17 protein-coding genes and 1 tRNA gene are annotated in these 18,779 nt (G+C 63.7%); 6 read left to right on the top strand and 12 right to left on the bottom strand.

Translation table 11 applies throughout. From position 1 onward, the window contains the following. Positions 1-15: 15 nt before the first annotated feature. The 9 genes from Q0T48_RS00840 to Q0T48_RS00800 all read right to left on the bottom strand — a co-directional run bounded on the left by Q0T48_RS00840 (position 16) and on the right by Q0T48_RS00800 (position 8,495). On the bottom strand, positions 16-744 hold the full coding sequence (locus tag Q0T48_RS00840; RefSeq protein WP_295951045.1) for an amino acid ABC transporter ATP-binding protein: 729 nt from the start codon (positions 742-744) through the stop codon (positions 16-18). After that, the gene (locus Q0T48_RS00835) at positions 728-1,381 is read right to left on the bottom strand and encodes an amino acid ABC transporter permease (protein ID WP_295951043.1); all 654 of its coding nucleotides are present in this window, start codon (positions 1,379-1,381) and stop codon (positions 728-730) included. Before Q0T48_RS00835 ends, Q0T48_RS00840 begins: the two co-directional genes overlap by 17 nt. Next, a complete protein-coding gene (locus Q0T48_RS00830) occupies positions 1,378-2,088 on the bottom strand; it encodes an amino acid ABC transporter permease (RefSeq protein WP_295951041.1) in 711 nt (236 codons plus the stop codon). Before Q0T48_RS00830 ends, Q0T48_RS00835 begins: the two co-directional genes overlap by 4 nt. A 268-nt stretch (positions 2,089-2,356) precedes the next feature. Continuing rightward, positions 2,357-3,367 (bottom strand): SIS domain-containing protein, encoded by a 1,011-nt coding sequence (locus tag Q0T48_RS00825; protein ID WP_295951100.1) that lies wholly within the window; start codon positions 3,365-3,367, stop codon positions 2,357-2,359. 8 nt (positions 3,368-3,375) lie between these two features. Continuing rightward, the gene (locus Q0T48_RS00820; RefSeq protein ID WP_295951039.1) at positions 3,376-4,272 is read right to left on the bottom strand and encodes a BadF/BadG/BcrA/BcrD ATPase family protein; all 897 of its coding nucleotides are present in this window, start codon (positions 4,270-4,272) and stop codon (positions 3,376-3,378) included. Beyond that, complete coding sequence (gene ugpC / locus Q0T48_RS00815) at positions 4,269-5,408, bottom strand: sn-glycerol-3-phosphate ABC transporter ATP-binding protein UgpC (RefSeq protein WP_295951036.1); 1,140 nt, start codon at positions 5,406-5,408, stop codon at positions 4,269-4,271. Before ugpC ends, Q0T48_RS00820 begins: the two co-directional genes overlap by 4 nt. Positions 5,409-5,421: 13 nt before the next feature. Beyond that, positions 5,422-6,264 (bottom strand): carbohydrate ABC transporter permease, encoded by an 843-nt coding sequence (locus Q0T48_RS00810; RefSeq protein ID WP_295951033.1) that lies wholly within the window; start codon positions 6,262-6,264, stop codon positions 5,422-5,424. A 7-nt stretch (positions 6,265-6,271) separates the two neighbouring features. Beyond that, on the bottom strand, positions 6,272-7,186 hold the full coding sequence (locus tag Q0T48_RS00805) for a sugar ABC transporter permease (RefSeq protein WP_295951029.1): 915 nt from the start codon (positions 7,184-7,186) through the stop codon (positions 6,272-6,274). A 61-nt stretch (positions 7,187-7,247) separates the two neighbouring features. Further along, positions 7,248-8,495 carry an ABC transporter substrate-binding protein gene (locus Q0T48_RS00800; RefSeq protein ID WP_295951027.1) on the bottom strand — a complete coding sequence of 416 codons (1,248 nt, stop codon included), beginning with the start codon at positions 8,493-8,495 and terminating at the stop codon, positions 7,248-7,250. A 261-nt stretch (positions 8,496-8,756) separates the two neighbouring features. On the opposite strand from Q0T48_RS00800, the gene Q0T48_RS00795 reads away from it, so the two are divergent. From Q0T48_RS00795 to Q0T48_RS00785, 3 genes are read left to right on the top strand one after another with little or no spacing between them, the layout of a single operon-like run. After that, positions 8,757-10,013: an ABC transporter substrate-binding protein gene (locus tag Q0T48_RS00795; RefSeq protein ID WP_295951024.1), complete on the top strand. Its 1,257-nt coding sequence runs from the start codon at positions 8,757-8,759 to the stop codon at positions 10,011-10,013. A 4-nt stretch (positions 10,014-10,017) separates the two neighbouring features. Further along, positions 10,018-10,734: a response regulator transcription factor gene (locus tag Q0T48_RS00790; RefSeq protein WP_295951021.1), complete on the top strand. Its 717-nt coding sequence runs from the start codon at positions 10,018-10,020 to the stop codon at positions 10,732-10,734. Beyond that, the gene (locus tag Q0T48_RS00785; protein ID WP_295951018.1) at positions 10,727-12,196 is read left to right on the top strand and encodes an ATP-binding protein; all 1,470 of its coding nucleotides are present in this window, start codon (positions 10,727-10,729) and stop codon (positions 12,194-12,196) included. The genes Q0T48_RS00790 and Q0T48_RS00785 overlap by 8 nt, the downstream gene beginning before the upstream one ends. Here the strand turns inward: Q0T48_RS00785 and nagA are convergent. Further along, entirely contained in the window at positions 12,193-13,311 is a 1,119-nt protein-coding gene (gene nagA, locus Q0T48_RS00780) for an N-acetylglucosamine-6-phosphate deacetylase (RefSeq protein WP_295951016.1), read from the bottom strand. The two genes, Q0T48_RS00785 and nagA, sit on opposite strands and share 4 nt — an antisense overlap. A 56-nt stretch (positions 13,312-13,367) precedes the next feature. On the opposite strand from nagA, the gene Q0T48_RS00775 reads away from it, so the two are divergent. Together Q0T48_RS00775 and Q0T48_RS00770 are read left to right on the top strand one after the other, a co-directional pair. Further along, positions 13,368-13,444: transfer RNA gene (locus tag Q0T48_RS00775), tRNA-Arg, on the top strand. A gap of 152 nt (positions 13,445-13,596) precedes the next feature. Further along, complete coding sequence (locus Q0T48_RS00770; RefSeq protein WP_295951013.1) at positions 13,597-14,268, top strand: hypothetical protein; 672 nt, start codon at positions 13,597-13,599, stop codon at positions 14,266-14,268. A gap of 12 nt (positions 14,269-14,280) precedes the next feature. On the opposite strand, the gene Q0T48_RS00765 is transcribed toward Q0T48_RS00770, so the two are convergent. Continuing rightward, positions 14,281-15,000, bottom strand: a complete 720-nt coding sequence (locus Q0T48_RS00765) for a Crp/Fnr family transcriptional regulator (protein WP_295951011.1) — start codon at positions 14,998-15,000, stop codon at positions 14,281-14,283. Between the two features lie 363 nt (positions 15,001-15,363). Here Q0T48_RS00765 and Q0T48_RS00760 point away from each other — a divergent pair, with 363 nt between their 5' ends. Next, positions 15,364-17,457, top strand: coding sequence for a hypothetical protein (locus Q0T48_RS00760; RefSeq protein ID WP_295951008.1), 2,094 nt, complete (start codon positions 15,364-15,366; stop codon positions 17,455-17,457). Between the two features lie 121 nt (positions 17,458-17,578). Here the strand turns inward: Q0T48_RS00760 and Q0T48_RS00755 are convergent, their stop codons facing one another. Then, complete coding sequence (locus Q0T48_RS00755; RefSeq protein ID WP_295951004.1) at positions 17,579-18,586, bottom strand: D-2-hydroxyacid dehydrogenase family protein; 1,008 nt, start codon at positions 18,584-18,586, stop codon at positions 17,579-17,581. Between the last annotated feature and the right edge of the window lie 193 nt (positions 18,587-18,779).

Below are 18,779 nucleotides of genomic sequence, written 5' to 3'. Positions count from 1 at the left end.
TTATAGAAAAAAGGCTTACAGGCCGTTGTCGAGAAAAGCTTTGAGTTCGGGCGTTTTGGGTGCGTCCAGCATCTCGCCTGCGCCCACCTCCCAAACCTTGCCGTGGTGCATGTAGATGATGCGGTCGGCCACGCGCTTGGCGAAGGCCATTTCGTGTGTCACCAGCAGCATGGTCATGCCGCCCGCGGCCAGGTCTTCCATCACACGCAGCACCTCGCCGGTGAGCTGGGGGTCCAGGGCCGAAGTCACTTCGTCAAACAGCATCACCTTGGGCGACATCGCCAGCGAGCGGGCAATCGCCACGCGCTGTTGCTGCCCGCCGGATAACTGCTCGGGGTAGGCCCCGGCCTTTTCTTGCAGGCCCACCTGCGCCAGCACGCGCAGCGCGACCGCGTGGGCCTCGGCGCGTGGCAGCTTTTTGACGTGGCGCAGGGCCAGCAAGATGTTCTCTTCCACCGTGAGGTGCGGAAACAGGTTGTAGCTCTGGAACACGATGCCCACTTCCAGGCGCAGCTGCTTCAGGTTCACCGTGGGGCTGTCCACGCGGATGCCGCAGACTTCGATGCTGCCCTGGTCGATGACCTCCAGCCGGTCGATGCAGCGCAGCGCCGTGCTTTTGCCCGAGCCGCTGGCCCCGATGATGGCGATCATTTCGCCTTTGGCGACTTCGAAGGAAACGCCTTTGAGGACTTGGTTGGAGCCGAAGCTTTTGTAGACCTGGTCCAGCTTAACGATTGGCGACATTCAGTTTTTTCTCCATGGCTTTGCTCCAGCGCGACAGCGGATAACACAGGGCAAAGTAAAACGCGCCCACGATCGTGAAGATCAGAAACGGTTGGAAGATCGAGTTGTTGATGATCTGGCCCGCGCGGGTCAGCTCCACAAAGCCGATCACCGAGGCCAGCGAGGTCATCTTGATGATCTGCACCAAAAAGCCCACGGTGGGCGGCAGCGACAGGCGTACCGCCTGCGGAATGATCACCAGGCGCAGCGTCTGCCAGCGGCTGAAAGCCAGGCACTCGGCTGCCTCCCACTGCGGCTTGGGCATGGCATCGATGCAGCCGCGCCAGATGTCGCCCAGGTAGGCACTCACGTAGACCATCATGGCGATACCGGCCGCTACCAGCGACGGCAGCGAATAGCCGTACACCGACAGCCCGAAGTACACGATGAACAGCAAAATCAGCAGCGGAATGCCCTGGATGCATTCGATGTAGCCCAGCGCCAGCCAGCGCAGCCAGCGGCGCGGCGAAATGCGCGCCAGCATCACCCCAAAGCCGCCCACGCTGCCCAGCACAAAGGCCACGGCCGACAGCACCAGCGTCCAGCCAATGGAGGTGAACAGATACTGCAGGTGGGTCAGGGTAAAGCTGCCCATCATGCCGCTACCACTTTGGCGTTGCGGGCGGCGGCCTGGCGGATCACCCGGCGGCGGCGAAAGACCAGCTCGCCCAGCACCCCAGTCACCAGCTTGATCACCAGCGACAGCGCCAGGTACAGCGCTGCCACCACGATGTAGGTCTCTAGCGAACGAAAGGTATCGGACTGCACGGTGTTGGCAATCGCCGTCAGCTCTTCGGCCGAGATCTGCGAGGCCATGGCCGATGCCTGCATCATCAGCAAAAACTGGCTGGTCAGCGCCGGGTAGACCTTTTCGATTGACGGCTGCAGCATCACGTGCCAGCCAATGCGCCACTTCGACAAGCCCAGGCATTCGGCCGCCTCGATCTGCCCCTTGGGGACCGATTCCAGCCCGGCGCGGATGATCTCGGCGGCGTAGGCGGCGATGTTGATCACCATGGCCAGCACCGCGGCCACAAAGGTCGGCATGCGGATGCCCACACTGGCCAGACCAAAGTACAGCAGAAAAATTTGCACCAGAAACGGCGTGTTGCGCACTACCTCGATGTAGGCGGAGCAAATGCCAGACAAAGGCTGGACCTTGCTGCGCTTGGCAAACGCCACCAGCGTGCCCACCGCCACGCCCACCACCACGGCCACCGCCGTCATTTTCAGAGTCAGCCACGCCCCGTTCACAAACACCGGCCAGTAGGGCAGCAGGGTGCTGAAGTCGAGCGCGTACTTCATGGGCGGGGCACAGGTCGGGGGTGTTTGGGGTGCATAAAATTTGTTATCTGTTGTCGTACAACTTGCGGGGGAATTATGGGCGGGAGAACGGCCTGGGAGCCCGGGGGTTATCCCTTGATCGCACCCGGCTTGCGCGCAGCCTGGTGGTGTGTGCTATCAAAATAGCGATAAAAATTAGATGTAAAAATAGCCTCTAGCGTAGTTGCTACCTACGCAAGAAGCTATTTATTTGATAGTAAAAATGCAGAAACTCTGCACACTCCCATGCTCAACGCGTGCTGGTCACCTTGGACAAATGGCGCGGCTTGTCCGGGTCCTGGCCGCGGGCGCGGGCCACGGCTTCCACCAGCAGGTAGAAGCTTTGGATGGCGGTGATGGGGTCCAGGTCTTCGTGCGGTGCGGTGGCCAGGGTCAGGTCGCGGCTGGGCACGTTGGCGGGGGCGGCCAGCAGCACATGGGCACCGCGCTGGCGCATGGCGGCGGCCAGGGCCACCAAGCCGGGCTGGGCCAGGCCGCGCGGAGCGAAGATCAGCATGGGGTAGGCCTCATCCACCAGGGCCATGGGGCCGTGCTGCACTTCGGCACCGCTGAAGGCCTCGGCCTGGATGGCGCAGGTTTCCTTGAACTTCAGGGCCGCTTCAAACGCCACTGCCAAGCCAGGGCCCCGGCCAATGACCATCAGGCGCTCGGCCGGCAGCAGCGGGGCGATGGCAGCCGACCAGTCTTGCTGGCAGGCCTGGTCCAGCGCGGCGGGCAGGTCGGCCAGGCGGGCGATGAAGTCGGTGTTGTCAGCCCAGCTTGCCGCCAAGCGGGCACCGGCGACCAGGCTGCAGATGAAGCTTTTGGTGGCGGCCACGCTGTGCTCGGGGCCGGCGTGCAGGGGCAGGGTCCAGCCCACGGCGGCAGCCAGCGGCGAGGCGGCATCGTTGACCAAAGCTACCGTGGTGGCCCCGGCCTGCTGGAAGCGCTGCATGGGCTCGACCAGATCCGGGCTGCGGCCTGACTGCGACACCGAGATGGCCAGCATGTGGGCCAGCGGCAGCGGGGCCTGGTACAGGGTCAGCAGCGACATGGGCAGCGATGTCACCAGTTGGCCGCTGCGCGCCATGATGAGGTAAGCCATGTAGGCGGCGGCATGGTCCGAGCTGCCGCGGGCGATGGTGACGGTGCCGCGCGGTGGGCGGGCGCGCAAGGCGGCACCGAGGGCGGCGTAGCGGTCCTGGTCGGTGGCGAGTTGCAGCTGGACGTGCTGGGGCGACGAGACGGCCTCCAGGTACATATGGGTTTTCAAACGGAGCTCCTGGGAGAAAAATCGAGTTGCAAGGCGCCGTCGAGTGCATCGCCCTGGGGCGTGACCAGACAGGCCTGGAGGAAGGAGGACAGGCGGCTGGACAGGCGCTGGGCGATGCTGCCGCGCAGAACCAGGGGCAGGGCGTGGCCGGGGTCTACGGCCAGGGCCAACTGCTCGATGTCGTGCACGGCGTCCAACAGCAGCTGGGCAGCGGCAGGGTCGTGCGCTTCGCAGTCAAACACCAAAGGTGCGAGGCGGGCGAAATCGCTTTGGTTGGCTTTGCAGCACCAGGCGAGCAGGGCACTTTCCGCATGCCCCACCGCTTGCTGCACTGCCAGGGTCAGCGGGCTGGGTGCGCGCCTGCCGTCCGCCGCGCGCTGCGCCAGGTTGACGGCCCGCAGACCGAGTACCGCACCACCGCCTTCGTCCCCCGACGGAAAGCCCCAGCCGCCCGCTGCCGTGCGGCTGCCGTCGGCATGCAGGGCCAGTGCCACCGTGCCGGTGCCTGCAACCACCAGCGCACCGGGCTGGCCCCGGTGGGCGCCGAGCAAAGCGGTGAAGGCATCGGTGTCCACCGCCAAGCGGGTGTAGCCCGGATTGGCGGCCAAAAACGCGGCCCGCCAGGCGGCGTGGTTGTAGCCTGCGATGCCGATGCCCAGGGCGCAGTTGTGTACGTTGGGCGGTGGTTGCCCGTCCAGCGCGCTGGCCTGTACCGCGCGGTCGATAGCGTGTTGAATATGGCGCCAGGCTTGTGGAATGCCTTGCATCAAACCCGAGGCTCCGGCTTGACCTTCGCCCAGCACGCGGCCATCGGCCAGGGTGATACGGGCGCGGGTGCTGGTGCCGCCGCCGTCAATGGCGACCTGGTACAGGATGTCTTTGGGCCGCGTCATAGTGCGTGGGCCGATCGCATATTGCCGGGGCGCAGGCGCGGGCAGGCGCTGCCGTCGGCACGGAACAGGTACATCGCCTCGGGCACGGCGCGGATGATTACCGAGTCGCCCAGGCGCACGGCGGCATTGCCGTCACCGCGCACGATGAGCTCCTGGCCGTCGTCGGTCTTCAGGTACAGCAGATTCGATTCGCCCAGGTGTTCGACCAGGGTGATTTCGGCATCCAGCGCGGCATCGTCCTCGCGCGGGGCACGGCCGCCGGTGAGCACTTCGCAGTGCTCGGGGCGCAGGCCTACCTCGACCGATTCGCCGACCTGCAGGCCCCTAGGGTCCACGGTAGCCAAGAATTTGCAGCCGTTGCCCAGCTGCACGCGCACGCCGTGCTCGGCCAGTTCAACCACCCGCGCAGGCAGCAGGTTGATGGTGGGCGAGCCAATGAAGGTGGCCACAAAGCGGTTGGCGGGCTGCTGGTACAGGGTAAGCGGTGTGCCCGCCTGTTGCACCCGGCCTTCGTGCAGCACCACGATCTTGTCGCCCAGCGTCATGGCCTCGATCTGGTCGTGCGTTACGTAAACCATGGTGGCGGCCAGGTCGCGGTGCAGGCGGGCCAGCTCGATGCGGGTTTTGGCACGCAGGGCTGCGTCCAGGTTGGACAGGGGTTCGTCGAACAAAAACAGCCGGGGTTCGCGCACGATGGCGCGGCCAATCGCCACGCGCTGGCGCTGGCCGCCAGAGAGTTCGCGCGGCAGGCGCTCCAGCAGGTGGTCGATGTGCAGCACCTTAGCGGCATCCACCACGCGGCGTTCGATCTCGGCCTTGTCGGCACCGTGGATCTTCAGGCCGAAGGCCATGTTGCGGTAGACCGTCATGTGCGGGTACAGCGCATAGCTTTGGAACACCATGGCGATGCCGCGCTCGGCCGGGGGCATGCCGTTGACCACGTCGTCGCCGATGCGCAGCGTGCCGCTGTCGATGCTCTCTAGCCCGCACAGCACCCTCAGCAGGGTGGACTTGCCGCAGCCGCTGGGGCCGACCAGCACGACCAGTTCGCCGTGCTCGATTTCCAGGCTGACATCTTGCAGTACAGGCGTGTTACCAAAGGATTTGGAGATGTTTTGGAGGGATACTTTTGCCATGATTTTTGACGGGTTACTTCACTGCACCGGCGGTAATGCCGCGGATCAGTTGGCGTGAGAACAGGGCGTAGAGCACAACCACGGGGATGATGGCCAGGGCCAGAGCGGCCAGCACGGCGTTCCAGTCGGTGGCGTACTGGCCCACAAACTGCTGGATGCCCAGGGTGATGGTCTGGGTCTTTTCCGACGGCGCCAAAATCAGCGGAAACCACAGGTCGTTCCAGATTGGCACCATGGTGAACACGGCCACTGTGGCAATGGCCGGGCGGATCAGCGGCACCACCACCTGGAAGAAGATGCGGAACTCGTCGATGCCGTCGCAGCGCGCAGCGTCTTTCAGCTCGCTGGGCACCTGGCCCATGAATTCCGACAAGATCATGATGGCCAGCGGCAGGCCCTGGGCCACGTACACCAGCACCAGCGCGGTGAGGGTGTTGACCAACCCCAGGCTCACCATGATCTGCAGAATCGACACCGTACCCAGCCGGATCGGCACCATGATGCCAAAGGCAAAGAACAGCTTGAGCCAGCGGTTGCCGTTGAACTTGTATTCCGACAGCGCCCAGGCGGCCATCGCGCCAAACAGCAAGATGAAGAATAGCGAGGCCACGGTCACGGTGAAGCTGTTGCCAAAGTACAGCCACACGTCGGAGCGGCCCAAAACCTTGTGGTAACCGACCATCGAGAAAGTCTCGGGCGTGGGCCAGGCCAGCGGGTCGTCAAAGATCGCGCCGCGCTCCTTGAACGAGTTCATAAATACCAGCAGGATGGGTGCCATGGCCAGCACCAGATAGCCCAGCAGGGCGGCGTGCACAAACAGGCGGCTGGGCGTGAGTTTGGGGAGAGATTTGGCCATCATGTGCTCACAGGGCAAAGCGTTGCAGGCGGCGCTGCACCAGCAGAAAGTAGGCGGCGACACCCAGCAGGATCACCAGAAACATCAGCGTGGCCACCGCCGCGCCCATGGTCGGGCTGGCTACCTGCGACTGGTAGCCGAAGAAGGTGCGGTAGAACAGCGTGCCCAAAATATCGGTGCTGTAGTTGGGCCCGGCCAGCCCGCCCTTGACGGTGTAGATCAGGTCAAAGGCGTTGAAATTGGCCACGAAGGTCAGGATGGTGACCAGGCCCAGGGTGGGTAAGATCAGCGGCAGGCGGATCTGCCAGAAGATGCGCCAGGGCGAGGCACCTTCGACAACGGCGGCTTCGATAACGTCCTCGGGGATGGCAATCATCGCGGCGTAGATCAGCATCATCGGAATGCCCACGTACTGCCATACCGACATCAGCGACAAGGTGATCAGAGCCGACGATTCCAATCCCAGCCAGGGCGCGAACCAGCTCTCCAGCCCAACCCAGCCCATGATGCGCTCGGACACGCCCCACAAGGGCGACAGAATCAGTTGCCAGACAAAGCCCACGATCACCACCGATAAAAGCGTGGGCAGAAAGAATACGGTGCGGTAGACCGCCGCAAAGCGCACGTTGCGCAGCGACAGCAGGGCCGCCAGCAGCAGGCCCATGGGATTTTGCGCCAGCATGTGGATGCCGAAGAACTTCAGGTTGTTCAGCATCGCGTTCCAGAAGCTGGCCGACCACTGCGGGTCGTGCAGGATGGTGGTGTAGTTGGCCAGGCCGGAAAACGTGCGCACGCCGGTGTCGTCGGTGCTGTACAGCCCTAGGCGCAGGGTGTCCAGCAGCGGCAGGGCGCTGAACACCGCGTAGACCAGCAAGGCAGGGGTGATGAACACCAGCACCCGCCAGGAAAAACCTTGTTTCATCGTGAACCTTCGTGGTTGCAGTCAGGCGGCGGCAAGCCTGCAGGGCTTGCCGCAGGCTGCTTTACTTGGCGGGGGCGTACCACTTGGCAAACCCGGCCTGGATTTGCTGCGCAGCATCCTTGGGGGCCATCTTCAGGTTCATGACCTGCGAGCTGACGTTCCAGAGTTCGTTTTCCATGCTGGGCGTGCCGCGGTTCATGATTTGCGCGTTCAGGCGGATGGTGCTTTTGCACTGGCTGCGCCAGCTGATCATTTCCTTGGCCACGGGGTTCTTCACCTCGATGGCGTGGCTGGACAGCGAGAAGAAGCCGGTGGCCTTGTTGGTGTAGAGGTCGGCAAATTCCTTGCTGGCCAGCCAGGTCAGGAAGGTTTGCGCGTCGGCCTTGTTTTTGCTCTTGCTGTTGATGCCCATGCCGATGTCGGTGTGGTCGGAGATGTAGCAGGCATCACCGGCTTTTTGCACCGGCGGCTTGAAGGCGCCGAAATCAACTTTGCTGTTTTGCTCAAAGTACGAAATGTCCCACGAGCCGGTCGGGTAGATGGCCGCGCGGCCCGAACCAAACAGGTTTTGTGAATCGCCATAGGTCTGCGCCTGGTAGCCCTTGGACATATAAGGTGCCCACTTGGCCATGGTTTCCCAGGTGCTGACGAAGGCCGGGTCGGTGAACTTTTGCTTGCCGCTGATCAGGCCCTTGCGGCCTTCTTCGCCCTTCCAGTGGTTGGGACCGATGCCGGTGAAGATGATCTGGTTGGTTTCCCACTGGTCGGCGGTGCCCAGCGCCAGCGGGGTTGCTTTGCCGGCGGCCTTGATTTTCTCCAGCGCGGCGAAGAAGTCGGCCTCGGTCACCGGCACGGCCAGGCCCAGGTCGGCAAAGATTTTCTTGTTGTAGAAAAAGCCGTGGATCACCGAGGCCATGGGCATGCAGTGGGTGCTTTTGCCGTCATCCGATTGCCAAGCCACCTGGGCCGATTCGGGGAAGTTTTTCAGGCCCGGAATGCCGTTGAGCTTTTCCAGGTAGCCCTTTTTGGCCAGGTCCAGCGACACATCGAAGGGGCGGCAGGTGATCAGGTCGCCTGCGGTGCCCGCGGTCAGGCGGGTGTTCAGGGCCGAGTCGTATTCGGGCGGCGAGGTGGGCGAGAACTTGACGGTGATGCCGGGGTTGGTCTTGTTGAAGGCGGGCAACAAAACCTCTTCCCACAGGGATTTGTCGTCCACCCGCCAGCTTTCAATGGTGAGGTTGCCCGCGTGGGCAAAGCCGCTGCAAACCAGGGCAAGGGCGGTGGCCGTGAGGTGGAATGGGATGCGCATGGACGTGGGTCTTCTGGGGGTGGGTTGAATCCAGAACGGGATGTAGTGGCCTTCAATGGGCCGGAGGTTATGCTGTGCCACCTGTAATATCAAACCACCCCCGTTGGGTCGGTTGAATCTTCTAAGTGATTGATTTTGTTGAACTTAACTCTAGCTCCGGCAAGCCCGCATTACGTTTCATTACGTTGCGGATGCGGCACGTGGGCAGGCGCTGGGGCCGCTTGTGGGGCCGTGATAGATAACATTACATTTCGATAGGAAATGAAAGCTCTTGCCGTCTTGTTACTGGGTTGGGCCGTGCTGGCGCTGCCGGGCTGGGCACAAACACCGGCCCAGCCAGTAGATGTGCTGCACTGGCTGACCTCTGCCAGCGAACGCCGCGCCGCCAACCAGCTCAGCAGCATCCTGGCGGCCAACGGCGTGCAGTGGCGCGACGCGGCCATTCCCGGTGGTGGTGGCATGGCGGCGGTCAAGGTGCTCAAGAGCCGGGTGCTGATGGGTGACTCGCCCGATGTGGCGCAACTCATAGGCACCACCCTGACCGAATGGGCCGATGTGGGCCTGGTGCTGCCACTGAACGCCGTGGCCAGCCGCCAGCGCTGGGCGCAAACCCTGTTTCCTACCGTGATGGACCTGGTCAGCTACAACGGCATGGTGATTGCCGCGCCGCTGGGCATCCACCGCATCAACACCTTGCTGTACAACCGCCGCCTGTTTGCCCGCATCGGCCTGCCGCCGCCCTCCAGCTGGGCAGAATTTGAAGTGGCGGTGCACAAGCTGGCGGCGCAGGGCATCCAGCCGCTGGCCTGGAGCGACGAGCCCTGGCAGATCGCCACGGTGTTCGAGGCGGTGCTGCTCAGCGATGCCGGCCCGGCGCTATACCGCGAGCTGATCGTGCAGCGCAAGAGTAGCGCCTGGCTGGACCCGCGGGTGGAGCGTGCCCTGACCCGGTTGCGCTGGCTGCGCAGCATCAACGGGGAGCCGCCGCGCGAACAGGCCTGGACCGATGCCGCCCGCGAGCTGCTGGCGGGCAAAGCGGCCATGCTGGTGATGGGCGACTGGGCCAAGGGCGAGCTGATCGCCTGGGGGGCCAGCCCCAGCAAAGACTTTGGCTGCGTGGTGCTGCCCGGCACCGAAAATACCCACCTCTACAGTATCGACACCCTGGCCATGCTGGCCAATGGCCACCACCGCGATGCCACGCAGGAGAAGGTGGCCGAGCTGGTGTTCAATGCATCCACCCAGTTGGCCTACAACCGCATCAAAGGTTCGGTGCCGGTGCAGCGCGATATCGACGTGGCCAGCCTGGACAGTTGCGCCCGCGACTCCTGGGCCAGCTTTGCCGACCCGCGCACCGCCCGCGTACCCAGCCTGGCCCACCGCATGGCGGCCGACGAATCCATCAAGGACGCGGTGGCCCAAACCCTGTGGCGCTACCTGACCGACCCGCGCATGGAGCCCGCCGAGGCGCAGCGCCGCCTGGCCGCCGTGATCCGCGCCCCCAGCAACGCACCGTAAATTTATGAACCGCATCATCCTGGTCGTTGACGACGACCAAAAAACCCGCAACCTGCTTAAAACCTACCTGGAGAAACACCAGTACGAGGTACGCGTGGCACACGACGGGGCCAGTTTTCTGGCCGAGTTCGAGCGCTTTCGCGACCTGCTCAGCCTGGTGATTCTGGACGTGATGCTGCCCGACACCGACGGCTTCACCCTGTGCCAGACCGTACGCCGCCAGTCGCCCGTGACCATCATCATGCTGACCGCCAGCGCCGACGACACCGACCGCATCGTTGGCCTGGAGCTGGGGGCCGACGACTACATCGCCAAGCCCTACAACCCGCGCGAGCTGCTGGCCCGCATCAAGGCCATCCACCGCCGCATGCAGTTGGGCGGTGGCGCAGCAGCGGTGCGCTACCTGCGCTTTGCCGGTTTCACCATGGACCTGCTGGAGCGCCAACTGAGCGACGCAACCGGGGCCTTGGTGGTGCTGACCAGCATGGACTTCAACCTGCTTCGCTTTCTGGCCGAGCACGCGGGCGAAACCCTGGACCGGGGCCGCCTGATGGAGCAAACCCGGGGCCGCGACCTGGGGCCGCTGGACCGATCGCTGGACGTGCAGGTCAGCCGCCTGCGCCAGCGCCTGAGCGACGACGGCAAGCAGCCGCTGCTGATCAAGACTGTGCGCGGCAGCGGCTATGTTTTCTCTGCCGATGTGGTAGCCAGCGATGCCTAAACCATCCGGGATATGGCGCTGGCTGCCCGACAGCCTGCTGGGCCGCATCGTGCTGGTGATGGCGCTGGGCGTGGTCAGTGCGCAGCTGGTGGGCACCTTGCTGTGGGCCCGCCAACTGCGCGAAAGTGCGCGTACCGAGGCCCTGGGCGCGGCCCACCACCTGGCGGTGAATGCGGCGGGTACGCTGCGCTTTTTTCGCGACCTGCCGCCCAAATACCGGCCCATCCTGATCGAGCAGCTGCGCACCATGGGCGGCACGCGGTTTTTTGTCAACGTGAACCGCGAGCGCGTGCCCATCACCCCGCTGAGCGGCAACGCCCTGGTGGACTCGGTGGTGACCGTGGTGCGCGACGACCTGGTGGCCAATCTGCACCCGGCCCAGGCCCCGGACGTGGCCTTTGCCTGGCCCGATGGCCTTCGGGTGTCGGACGATGGCCGCACGGTGAACGACCTGCCCGAGTCCTGGGTTGAAGCCACCTTGCTGCTGCGCCCGCGCCCTGCGCCGGTGCTGGTGATCCAGTCCGAATTTGAGCCCGGGCGCTGGCTGTACCTGGCCGCGCCCATGCCCGACCCGTATTTTTTGGACAACGCCAATCCGCTGACCCTGGACCGCGTGGCGCTGCAACTGGTGACGCTGCTGACGGTGCTGTTGCTGGCAGTGCTGCTGGTGCGTGGGCTGATCCGGCCGCTGAACCGCATTGCCTCGGCGGCCAACGCCTTTGGCAGCGACAGCGCGCCCGAACCCGTGCCCGAAACCGGCACCGCCGAGCTGCGCCGCACGGCCCGCGCCTTCAACGAGATGCAGGCCCGTATCCAGCGCTATCTTGTGGACCGCGAGCGGCTGTTTCTGGGCATCTCGCATGGGCTGAAAACACCCATCATGCGGCTCAAGCTGCGCACCGAGTTGCTGGACGATGAAGCCCTGCAGGCCGACTTCCACGAAGACCTGGACGACCTGGACGTGATGGTCAAGGCCGCGCTGCAAAGTGTCAAAGACACCGACATCCACGAGAATCTGACCCCGGTGCGGCTGGACACCCTGCTGGCGCGGCTGGCCAAGCGGCCCATCCACCCCAACGCCAGCATCGAATTTGTGTCCGAACCGGTGAGTGTGCAGGGTAAGCCGCTGGCGCTGGAGCGGGCGTTGAGCAACCTGCTTGACAACGCCGTGCTGTACGGCGAGCGGGTGCAGTTGCGCCTGAGCGACCGGGGCGCGCTGGCGGTGGTGGAGGTGCGCGACTTCGGCCCCGGCATTGCGCAGGCATCGATGTCGGCGGCCTTCGAACCGCATGTGCGCCTGGGCCACGGCCAGCAGAACAACCGCACTGGCACCGGCCTGGGCCTGGGCATTGCCCGCAACATCATCCAGGCGCATGGCGGCGAAATCCGGCTGCATAACCATGCCGAATGCGGGCTGGTGGTGACCGTGCTGCTGCCCGCCGTCGCCCAGACGGTGGACTAAAGAGGGACGGCCTCGCCTTCCACGTAGACCGCCTGCAAGGCCAGGTCGCGGTCCAGCATCACCACATCGGCCCAGGCACCGGGCACCAGCTGGCCCCGGTCGGTGAGGCCCAGGTGTTCGGCGGCGAAGCGCGAGACGCGGTTGGACGCGTCCGCCAGGTCCAGGCCCACGCTGTCCACCAGGTTGCGCAGGGCTTGGTCCATGGCCAGCGAGGACCCGGCCAGGGTGCCGTCTTCCAGCCGCACGCCGCCCAGGCACTTGAACACCTTGTGGCGGCCCAGCGTGTATTCGCCGTCGGGCATGCCCGCGGCCGAGGTCGAATCGGTCACGCAGTACAGGCAGGGGATGGCGCGCAGCGCGGCGCGGATGGCACCGGGGTGCACGTGCAGCAGATCGGGAATGATTTCGGCAAAGCGGGCATGCGCCAGCGCTGCGCCCACCATGCCCGGCTCGCGGTGGTGCAGGGCCGACATGGCGTTGAACAAGTGGGTGAAGCCGGTGGCGCCCTGCTGCAGCGCGGCCACGCCGTCTTCGTAGCTGCCGGTGGTGTGGCCCAGCTGCACCTTGTAGCCGTCGGCACACAGTTGGGCCACCATGTCCAGGTTGCCGCCCACTTCGGGGGCCAGGGTGATCAGGCGGATCGGGGCCAGCGCGTGCAACTGGTGGATTTCTGTATGGCTCACGGGCCGGGCAAACGGTGGCTGCGCGCCCAGCTTGGCCTCGCTGATATACGGGCCTTCCAGGTGCACACCCAGCACGCGGGCCGCCCCCGCCGGGCGCTGTTGGCATACGGCACCCAGCACGCTGAACGCGGCTTCCAGGTCGGCCATCGGCGCGGTCATGGTGGTGGCCAGCAGCGCGGTAGTGCCGTGCCGGGCGTGCAGCCGGGTCACGTGCTGCACGGCATCGCCGCCTTCCATGATGTCGTGGCCCGCACCGCCGTGCACGTGCAGGTCGATGAAGCCGGGCAGCACCAAGGGCAGGCCTGCATCGCGCACGCTGGCGGTGGGGGCGGGGTTGCCGGTGATGTGGGCAATGCGGCCTTCAGCGTTGAAGGCGATGTCCCCGGTGACGAAGCCGCTGGGGGTCAGGATGTTGGCGTGGAGGGTGCGCATAGGACAGTTTTCAAAAGGGCAGGTCCGCAGACCGTAAGGTTAGAATCTTAAGTTTGCTACCCATAGCTCAGTTGGATAGAGCATCAGCCTTCTAAGCTGAGGGTCACAGGTTCGATCCCTGTTGGGTAGACCACAGCGCAACCCTGTTTTACGGGTTATTTTAGGCATTAAATCGGCCTCTAGCGCATATTTAACATGCGCGGGTAGCTATATATTTTGTAGCAACTGCCCTTGCGCAGTTTGGGCTGCTGTACACGGCAGCTCCACAAAAGAAAGCAGGCGCGCATGCTCAAGCGCATCAAAAACTGGATCGGGCGGGCGATGGGCCCCGGGCTCAACTCTGCCGATCTGGAAGCTGTCAGCGGTTGGGCCGGTGCACATGGGCTGGAGTTTGACCGGCTGGCCGACGGTACAGGCTTTGCCCTGATCGGTACCGTGGGCGGTCTTCCTTGGCGAATGGAGCAGAGCCCGGCGGGCTGGGACTTTATCGTCGGAGCCGAACTGCGCGCCCGGGCCGAACTGGGCCTGCCCGAGAATCTGGCGATCATGCTGATCAACCGCCCGCTCAAGGAATCGCTGGAAAAGCGCGTCTACGAGCAGGCCACCCACGGCGTGCAAACCACGGTGGACGTGGATTTACCCGAAGAAGCCCGCTGGCTGGCGCTATACGACCAGGTCGGCTGGAACACCGCACCATTGGCGTTTTGGGACCACTACGCCCTGGTAGCCGACAACCGCGCCCAGGCACAGCAGTGGTTGGACGGGCCCCTGATGGATCTGCTGCAGGCCTGGCCGAACAGTGCGGTGCAGCAGGCCACACCGTTCATTCTGCAAGTGCAGCGGGGCCGGGTGTACTTGCGCATGGAGTACCCGCAGCCCGACGTACCCACGCTGCGGCACGCGGTAGCAGTGTTTACCCAGGCCTGTGTGTCGGCCCAGTCGCTGGACAAGGGCTGAGTAACGTCGTGCTCAGTGGTCCGCGTCCACGATGCGCAGCAGCGCCGTGCGGTCGCGGATCATCAGGCCGGCGGTTTCGATGGCAATCACATCGTCGCGCTCCATGGCCTTGAGCTCCTGGTTGACCCGCTGGCGCGAGGCACCTAGCAGCTGGGCCAGCTCTTCCTGCGCCAGTTGCAAGCTGATGCGGATCTCGTTGGCGTTGGCCAGGTTGGGAATGCCGTAGCTGCGCGCCAAATGCAGCAGTTGCTTGGCCAGCCGGGCCCGCAAGGGCAGGGTGTTCAGGTCTTCCACCAAGCCAAACAGTTGGCGGATGCGCCGGGCTTGCAGGCGCAGCATGGCCTCGTACAGCTCGGTGTGTGTGGCGAGTATCTTTTTGAAGTCGGCCTTGGCCACGCACAGCAAGGTGGTTTCGCCATGGGCGTAGGCATCGTGGGTGCGGCGATCGCCATCAAATATGGCTATATCGCCAAACCAGGTGCCGGGCTCCATATAAGTCAGGGTAATTTGCTTGCCCGAGAGCGAGGTGGAACTCACCCGTACTGCGCCCTTGGCGCAGGCCACCCATTCCTCGGGCGGCTCGCCGCGGGCGGCAATCAGCCCGTTGTCCTGGTAGCGTTTGACGTAGGCGCAGCGCAAGATGTCGTGCCGCAACGACGGCGAAAGGGATGCAAACCAATGCCCAGAATTGATGGCCGCGCGTTCTTCAATCGTCAGGATGGGTTCGTCCATGGGCTGTCTCTGGTAAGGCTGGTTAACCGCGCATTGTCATGCCATGGTCACGCAGGTGACGCAAAAACACACAAAATATGTCACCTGGGTGTCTGGCCGGGCTCATGCCTGCGTGTTCCCGGCCTGTGTCTTCCCACCCACAATCCCCGCAGATGGCCCGATAATTGCCGCTGTTTAATTGATCACATGCTGAAATCCAATGGTATGGTGTGTCTGAATCCCCTTCAAACGTAAAAAATTGCAGTGAAACTACGCAACACCCTCCTTGGCTCCACCCTGTTGGTAGCCGCATTTGGTAGCTCAGCCTTGTCACTTGGACGTGCCAGGGGCGCGGTGGTGTTGGGCCAGCCTCTCGACTTGGCCGTGGACGTCCGTCTCGATTCCTCCGATGACGCGGGCACTGCCTGTTTTGAAGCCGACGTTTTTCATGGAGATGGCCAGGTGGCACCCAACCGTGTGCGGGTCATTGTGGTGGGCGGTACGCAAGGGCAGGATGCCGTGGTGCGGATTCGCTCCTCTGCCGTGGTGGATGAGCCTGTGGTGGGGGTGGTGCTGCGTTCCATCTGCGGCCAGAAAGCCTCGCGCCGTTACGATTTTTTAACCGACTTCCCTGTGGAAACACATGCGTCGGCCGTGCCCACCATCATTCCGGCAACCGTCACTGCACAAACTGCGGCCCCGTCGTCTGCCACCGATGCGCCCATGGCCACCCCGGCTACAGCGCCCGTGGCGGCACCCCGTACTGCACCTATCCGCAGCGCGGTCAACCCCGTGCCGGTGGTACGCGCACCCCGGCCGGTACCGGTGTCTAAGCCCATTGTGGCCAAAGAAACCGTGGTCGCACCGAAGCCCGTGACCACCAAGGCGGAGCCCAAGGTCGAAACCAAGGCCGAGGCTCCCGATAACAAACCCCGTTTGAAGCTGGAGTCGCCCGAGACACCCGACGAACGCCTGGTCCAGCTCAAACCCGCCAGTGATCTGGTGCTGGCCCCCACCGACGACCCGCAAAAACGCGAAGCCGCCGCTGCCGCTTGGCGTGAGCTGAACAACCTGCCGGTCGAAAATCCCCAGGAAAAGCAGCGTTTGCTGACCTTGGAGGCCGAGTCCAAGACCCTGAAAGCCCTGCTGGCCAAGAACGAAGCCGACTTCAAACTGCGTCTGGACAAGCTGGAGAGCAACCGCTACGACGAAAGCTTTGTGTACAGCCTGCTGGGCTTGTTGTTGGCCGCGATTGCCGCTGCCGCTTTCTTCTGGAACCGCGCCCGCCAGCGCATCGCCACGGCCTCCACCGACTGGTCGCACCATGGGGAACCCAGTGCCGAAGAGCTGGGCCGCGCCTCGTCCATGAGCCGCCCGGCATCGTTGGCATCGCAGTTGCCACCCAACACCTTGCCGGGCCCCAACCACGATGCCGACGTAGACGAGTCGCTGTTTGACGACCTGAAGAAGCTGACGGCGGCGACCATGCCCACTAAGCCGCTCGCGCCTGTGGCCCGTTCCGGTGTCACTGCGACACCAGCTCGCAGCATCTACCCAGAAGATTTTCTGGACGTGCAACAGCATGCCGACTTCTTTGTCTCGCTGGGCCAGTACGACCAGGCCATCGATGTGCTGAAAAAGAGCATCCACGAAAGCGCCGATGTCAGCCCCTTGGCCTATCTGGAGCTGCTCAAGATTTACCACACGCTGGGTCGCCAAGCGGAATACCAGCAACAGCGGGAAGCGTTCAACCGCATCTTCAACAGCCAAATACCCGACTTTCCGGCGTTTACCCAAGAAGGTCAGCCGCTGGAAGGCTACCCAGCAGTGCTGCGCAGCATTGAAAGCCAATGGGGTACGCCCAAGGTGTTGGACTTCATCGAAGCCTGCCTGTTCTGCGATACCTCCGCCGGTGCGGGCAAGCCCTTCGACCTGGCCGCCTACCGTGAACTTCTGCTGCTCTATGCCATGGCCCAGGGCACGGTTCGCCAGGCAGACGGCTCCTTGCACGATGCCATGCCCAAGGCCCGTGCCGGGCGCGCCAGCCGCCCACAAGAGCTGGAGCTGGACGTATCCAAACCCGCCCCCCTGGAAGCCTCGGCCCCGCGCGAGACCTCGTTCACCCAACCGATGCTGTTGATGTCGGAGATGGCCCCCCTGGAGGCGCAGGACACCCACCCCGAGCCTTTGGCGCCATCGCACCGTCCACCGCTGGACTTGGATCTGGACCTGAACCTGGATTTCTCGAATTCCGAATTGATGGCGATGCAAGAACTGCCTGCCGTGTCAGCCGCTATTCCACCGGCTCCTGCCGCCCTGGATCTGGACTTTGACCTGGATCTGGATCTAGGTGCGCCTGGCCCGGTGGTGGCACCTGCGCCGGTTCCACCCGTAGCTCCCACCATCGACAGCAATATGCTGGAGTTTGACCTGTTCGACCCCAGCGTTGAGGCCAAGATTTCGCCGAAGAAGAATTGATCTAGTAAAAACCATAAAAAACGGCCAAAAAGCCATAGGTTTTTTGGCCGTTTTTGCTTGCTTAATCTGCGTAAGCTGCTCTCAAATTATTTTAAATTTGAGAACAATGGGCTCTCTGGGTTTAACGCCGTACCTGCAAAGCACCAGGATTGATGATGTTGGTCGGCGTGCCCTTGATGAAGTTCAGCACGTTGTCAAACGCCGCATTGAAGTACAGCTCGTAGCTGTTTTGCTCCACATAGCCGATGTGCGGGGTGCAGATGCAGTTCTCCAGCCGCAGCAAGGCGTGGCCTTGCAAAATCGGCTCACTTTCAAACACGTCAATCGCCGCCATGCCGGGATGGCCCCGGTTCAGGCCGGCCAGCAGCGCGTCGGGCTCGATCAACTCGGCCCGTGAGGTGTTGACAAGCAGCGACGTGGGCTTCATGCGGGACAGATCTTCCAGGGTGACGATGCCCCGGGTCTCCTCGTTCAGCCGCAGGTGCAGCGACAGCACGTCTGACTGGGCAAACAAGGCCTCCTTGCTGTCCACCACTTCCACCCCGTCGGCCAGGGCCCGGGTGCGCGAGGTTTCGCGGCCCCAGACCAGCACCTTCATACCGAAGGCGCGCGCGTAGGTGGTGACGATCTGGCCAATGCGGCCATAGCCCCAAATGCCCATGGTCTTACCCTTGAGCACAGTGCCCATGCCGAAGTTGGGCGGCATAGATGCGGTCTTCATACCCGACTGTTGCCAGACCCCGTGCTTGAGGTTGCTGATGTACTGGGGCAGCCGCCGTGTCGAGGCCATGATCAGCGCCCAGGTCAGCTCGGCCGGGGCGGTGGGCGAGCCCACACCCTCGGCCACGGCAATGCCGCGTTCGGTGCAGGCGGTGACATCCACATGGGCACCGATACGCCCGGTTTGGGCAATCATTTTGAGGCGGGGCAGCTTTTCGATCACCGCGCGGTTGAGCTGGGTGCGCTCCCGGATCAGCACGATGATGTCGGCATCCTTGAGTCGCACCGACAACTGGCCCAGGCCCTTGACGGTGTTGGTATAGACCTTGGCTGCGTAGGGTTCCAGCTTGGTTGCGCAGTCGAGTTTGCGCACGGCATCTTGGTAGTCGTCGAGGATCACAATGTTCATCCCCTGATTGTGCCTTGGTGCTGGACGCTGCTGCCAAACCAATTGGGTATCTGTGCCCGCCAGCGGGGCTGATATTTGTGCCCGGGGACCGGTGTGGTGCTGGCGGAATGCCTGGCTTTATTGCAGCAATGGGCCGCTGCGGGCGGTAGATTCAAGGGCGGCCATGCGGTCCAGTTCGGCGCAGACATCGGCC

Source organism: Rhodoferax sp. (genome assembly GCF_025354435.1).
Lineage (GTDB): Bacteria > Pseudomonadota > Gammaproteobacteria > Burkholderiales > Burkholderiaceae_C > Rhodoferax_B.
Note: the sequence above shows the minus strand (reverse complement) of the source record. Positions and strands in the feature narration are given on the sequence as shown.

Coding starts and splice junctions, on each gene's coding strand:
- Q0T48_RS00800 (WP_295951027.1), bottom strand. CDS start 8,495: ATGCGCATCCCATTCCACCTCACGGCCACCGCCCTTGCCCTGGTTTGC.
- Q0T48_RS00795 (WP_295951024.1), top strand. CDS start 8,757: ATGAAAGCTCTTGCCGTCTTGTTACTGGGTTGGGCCGTGCTGGCGCTG.
- Q0T48_RS00765 (WP_295951011.1), bottom strand. CDS start 15,000: ATGGACGAACCCATCCTGACGATTGAAGAACGCGCGGCCATCAATTCT.
- Q0T48_RS00820 (WP_295951039.1), bottom strand. CDS start 4,272: ATGACGCGGCCCAAAGACATCCTGTACCAGGTCGCCATTGACGGCGGC.
- Q0T48_RS00785 (WP_295951018.1), top strand. CDS start 10,727: ATGCCTAAACCATCCGGGATATGGCGCTGGCTGCCCGACAGCCTGCTG.
- Q0T48_RS00805 (WP_295951029.1), bottom strand. CDS start 7,186: ATGAAACAAGGTTTTTCCTGGCGGGTGCTGGTGTTCATCACCCCTGCC.
- Q0T48_RS00770 (WP_295951013.1), top strand. CDS start 13,597: ATGCTCAAGCGCATCAAAAACTGGATCGGGCGGGCGATGGGCCCCGGG.
- Q0T48_RS00755 (WP_295951004.1), bottom strand. CDS start 18,586: ATGAACATTGTGATCCTCGACGACTACCAAGATGCCGTGCGCAAACTC.
- Q0T48_RS00840 (WP_295951045.1), bottom strand. CDS start 744: ATGTCGCCAATCGTTAAGCTGGACCAGGTCTACAAAAGCTTCGGCTCC.
- nagA (WP_295951016.1), bottom strand. CDS start 13,311: ATGCGCACCCTCCACGCCAACATCCTGACCCCCAGCGGCTTCGTCACC.
- Q0T48_RS00835 (WP_295951043.1), bottom strand. CDS start 1,381: ATGATGGGCAGCTTTACCCTGACCCACCTGCAGTATCTGTTCACCTCC.
- Q0T48_RS00830 (WP_295951041.1), bottom strand. CDS start 2,088: ATGAAGTACGCGCTCGACTTCAGCACCCTGCTGCCCTACTGGCCGGTG.
- ugpC (WP_295951036.1), bottom strand. CDS start 5,408: ATGGCAAAAGTATCCCTCCAAAACATCTCCAAATCCTTTGGTAACACG.
- Q0T48_RS00810 (WP_295951033.1), bottom strand. CDS start 6,264: ATGGCCAAATCTCTCCCCAAACTCACGCCCAGCCGCCTGTTTGTGCAC.
- Q0T48_RS00790 (WP_295951021.1), top strand. CDS start 10,018: ATGAACCGCATCATCCTGGTCGTTGACGACGACCAAAAAACCCGCAAC.
- Q0T48_RS00825 (WP_295951100.1), bottom strand. CDS start 3,367: ATGTACCTGGAGGCCGTCTCGTCGCCCCAGCACGTCCAGCTGCAACTC.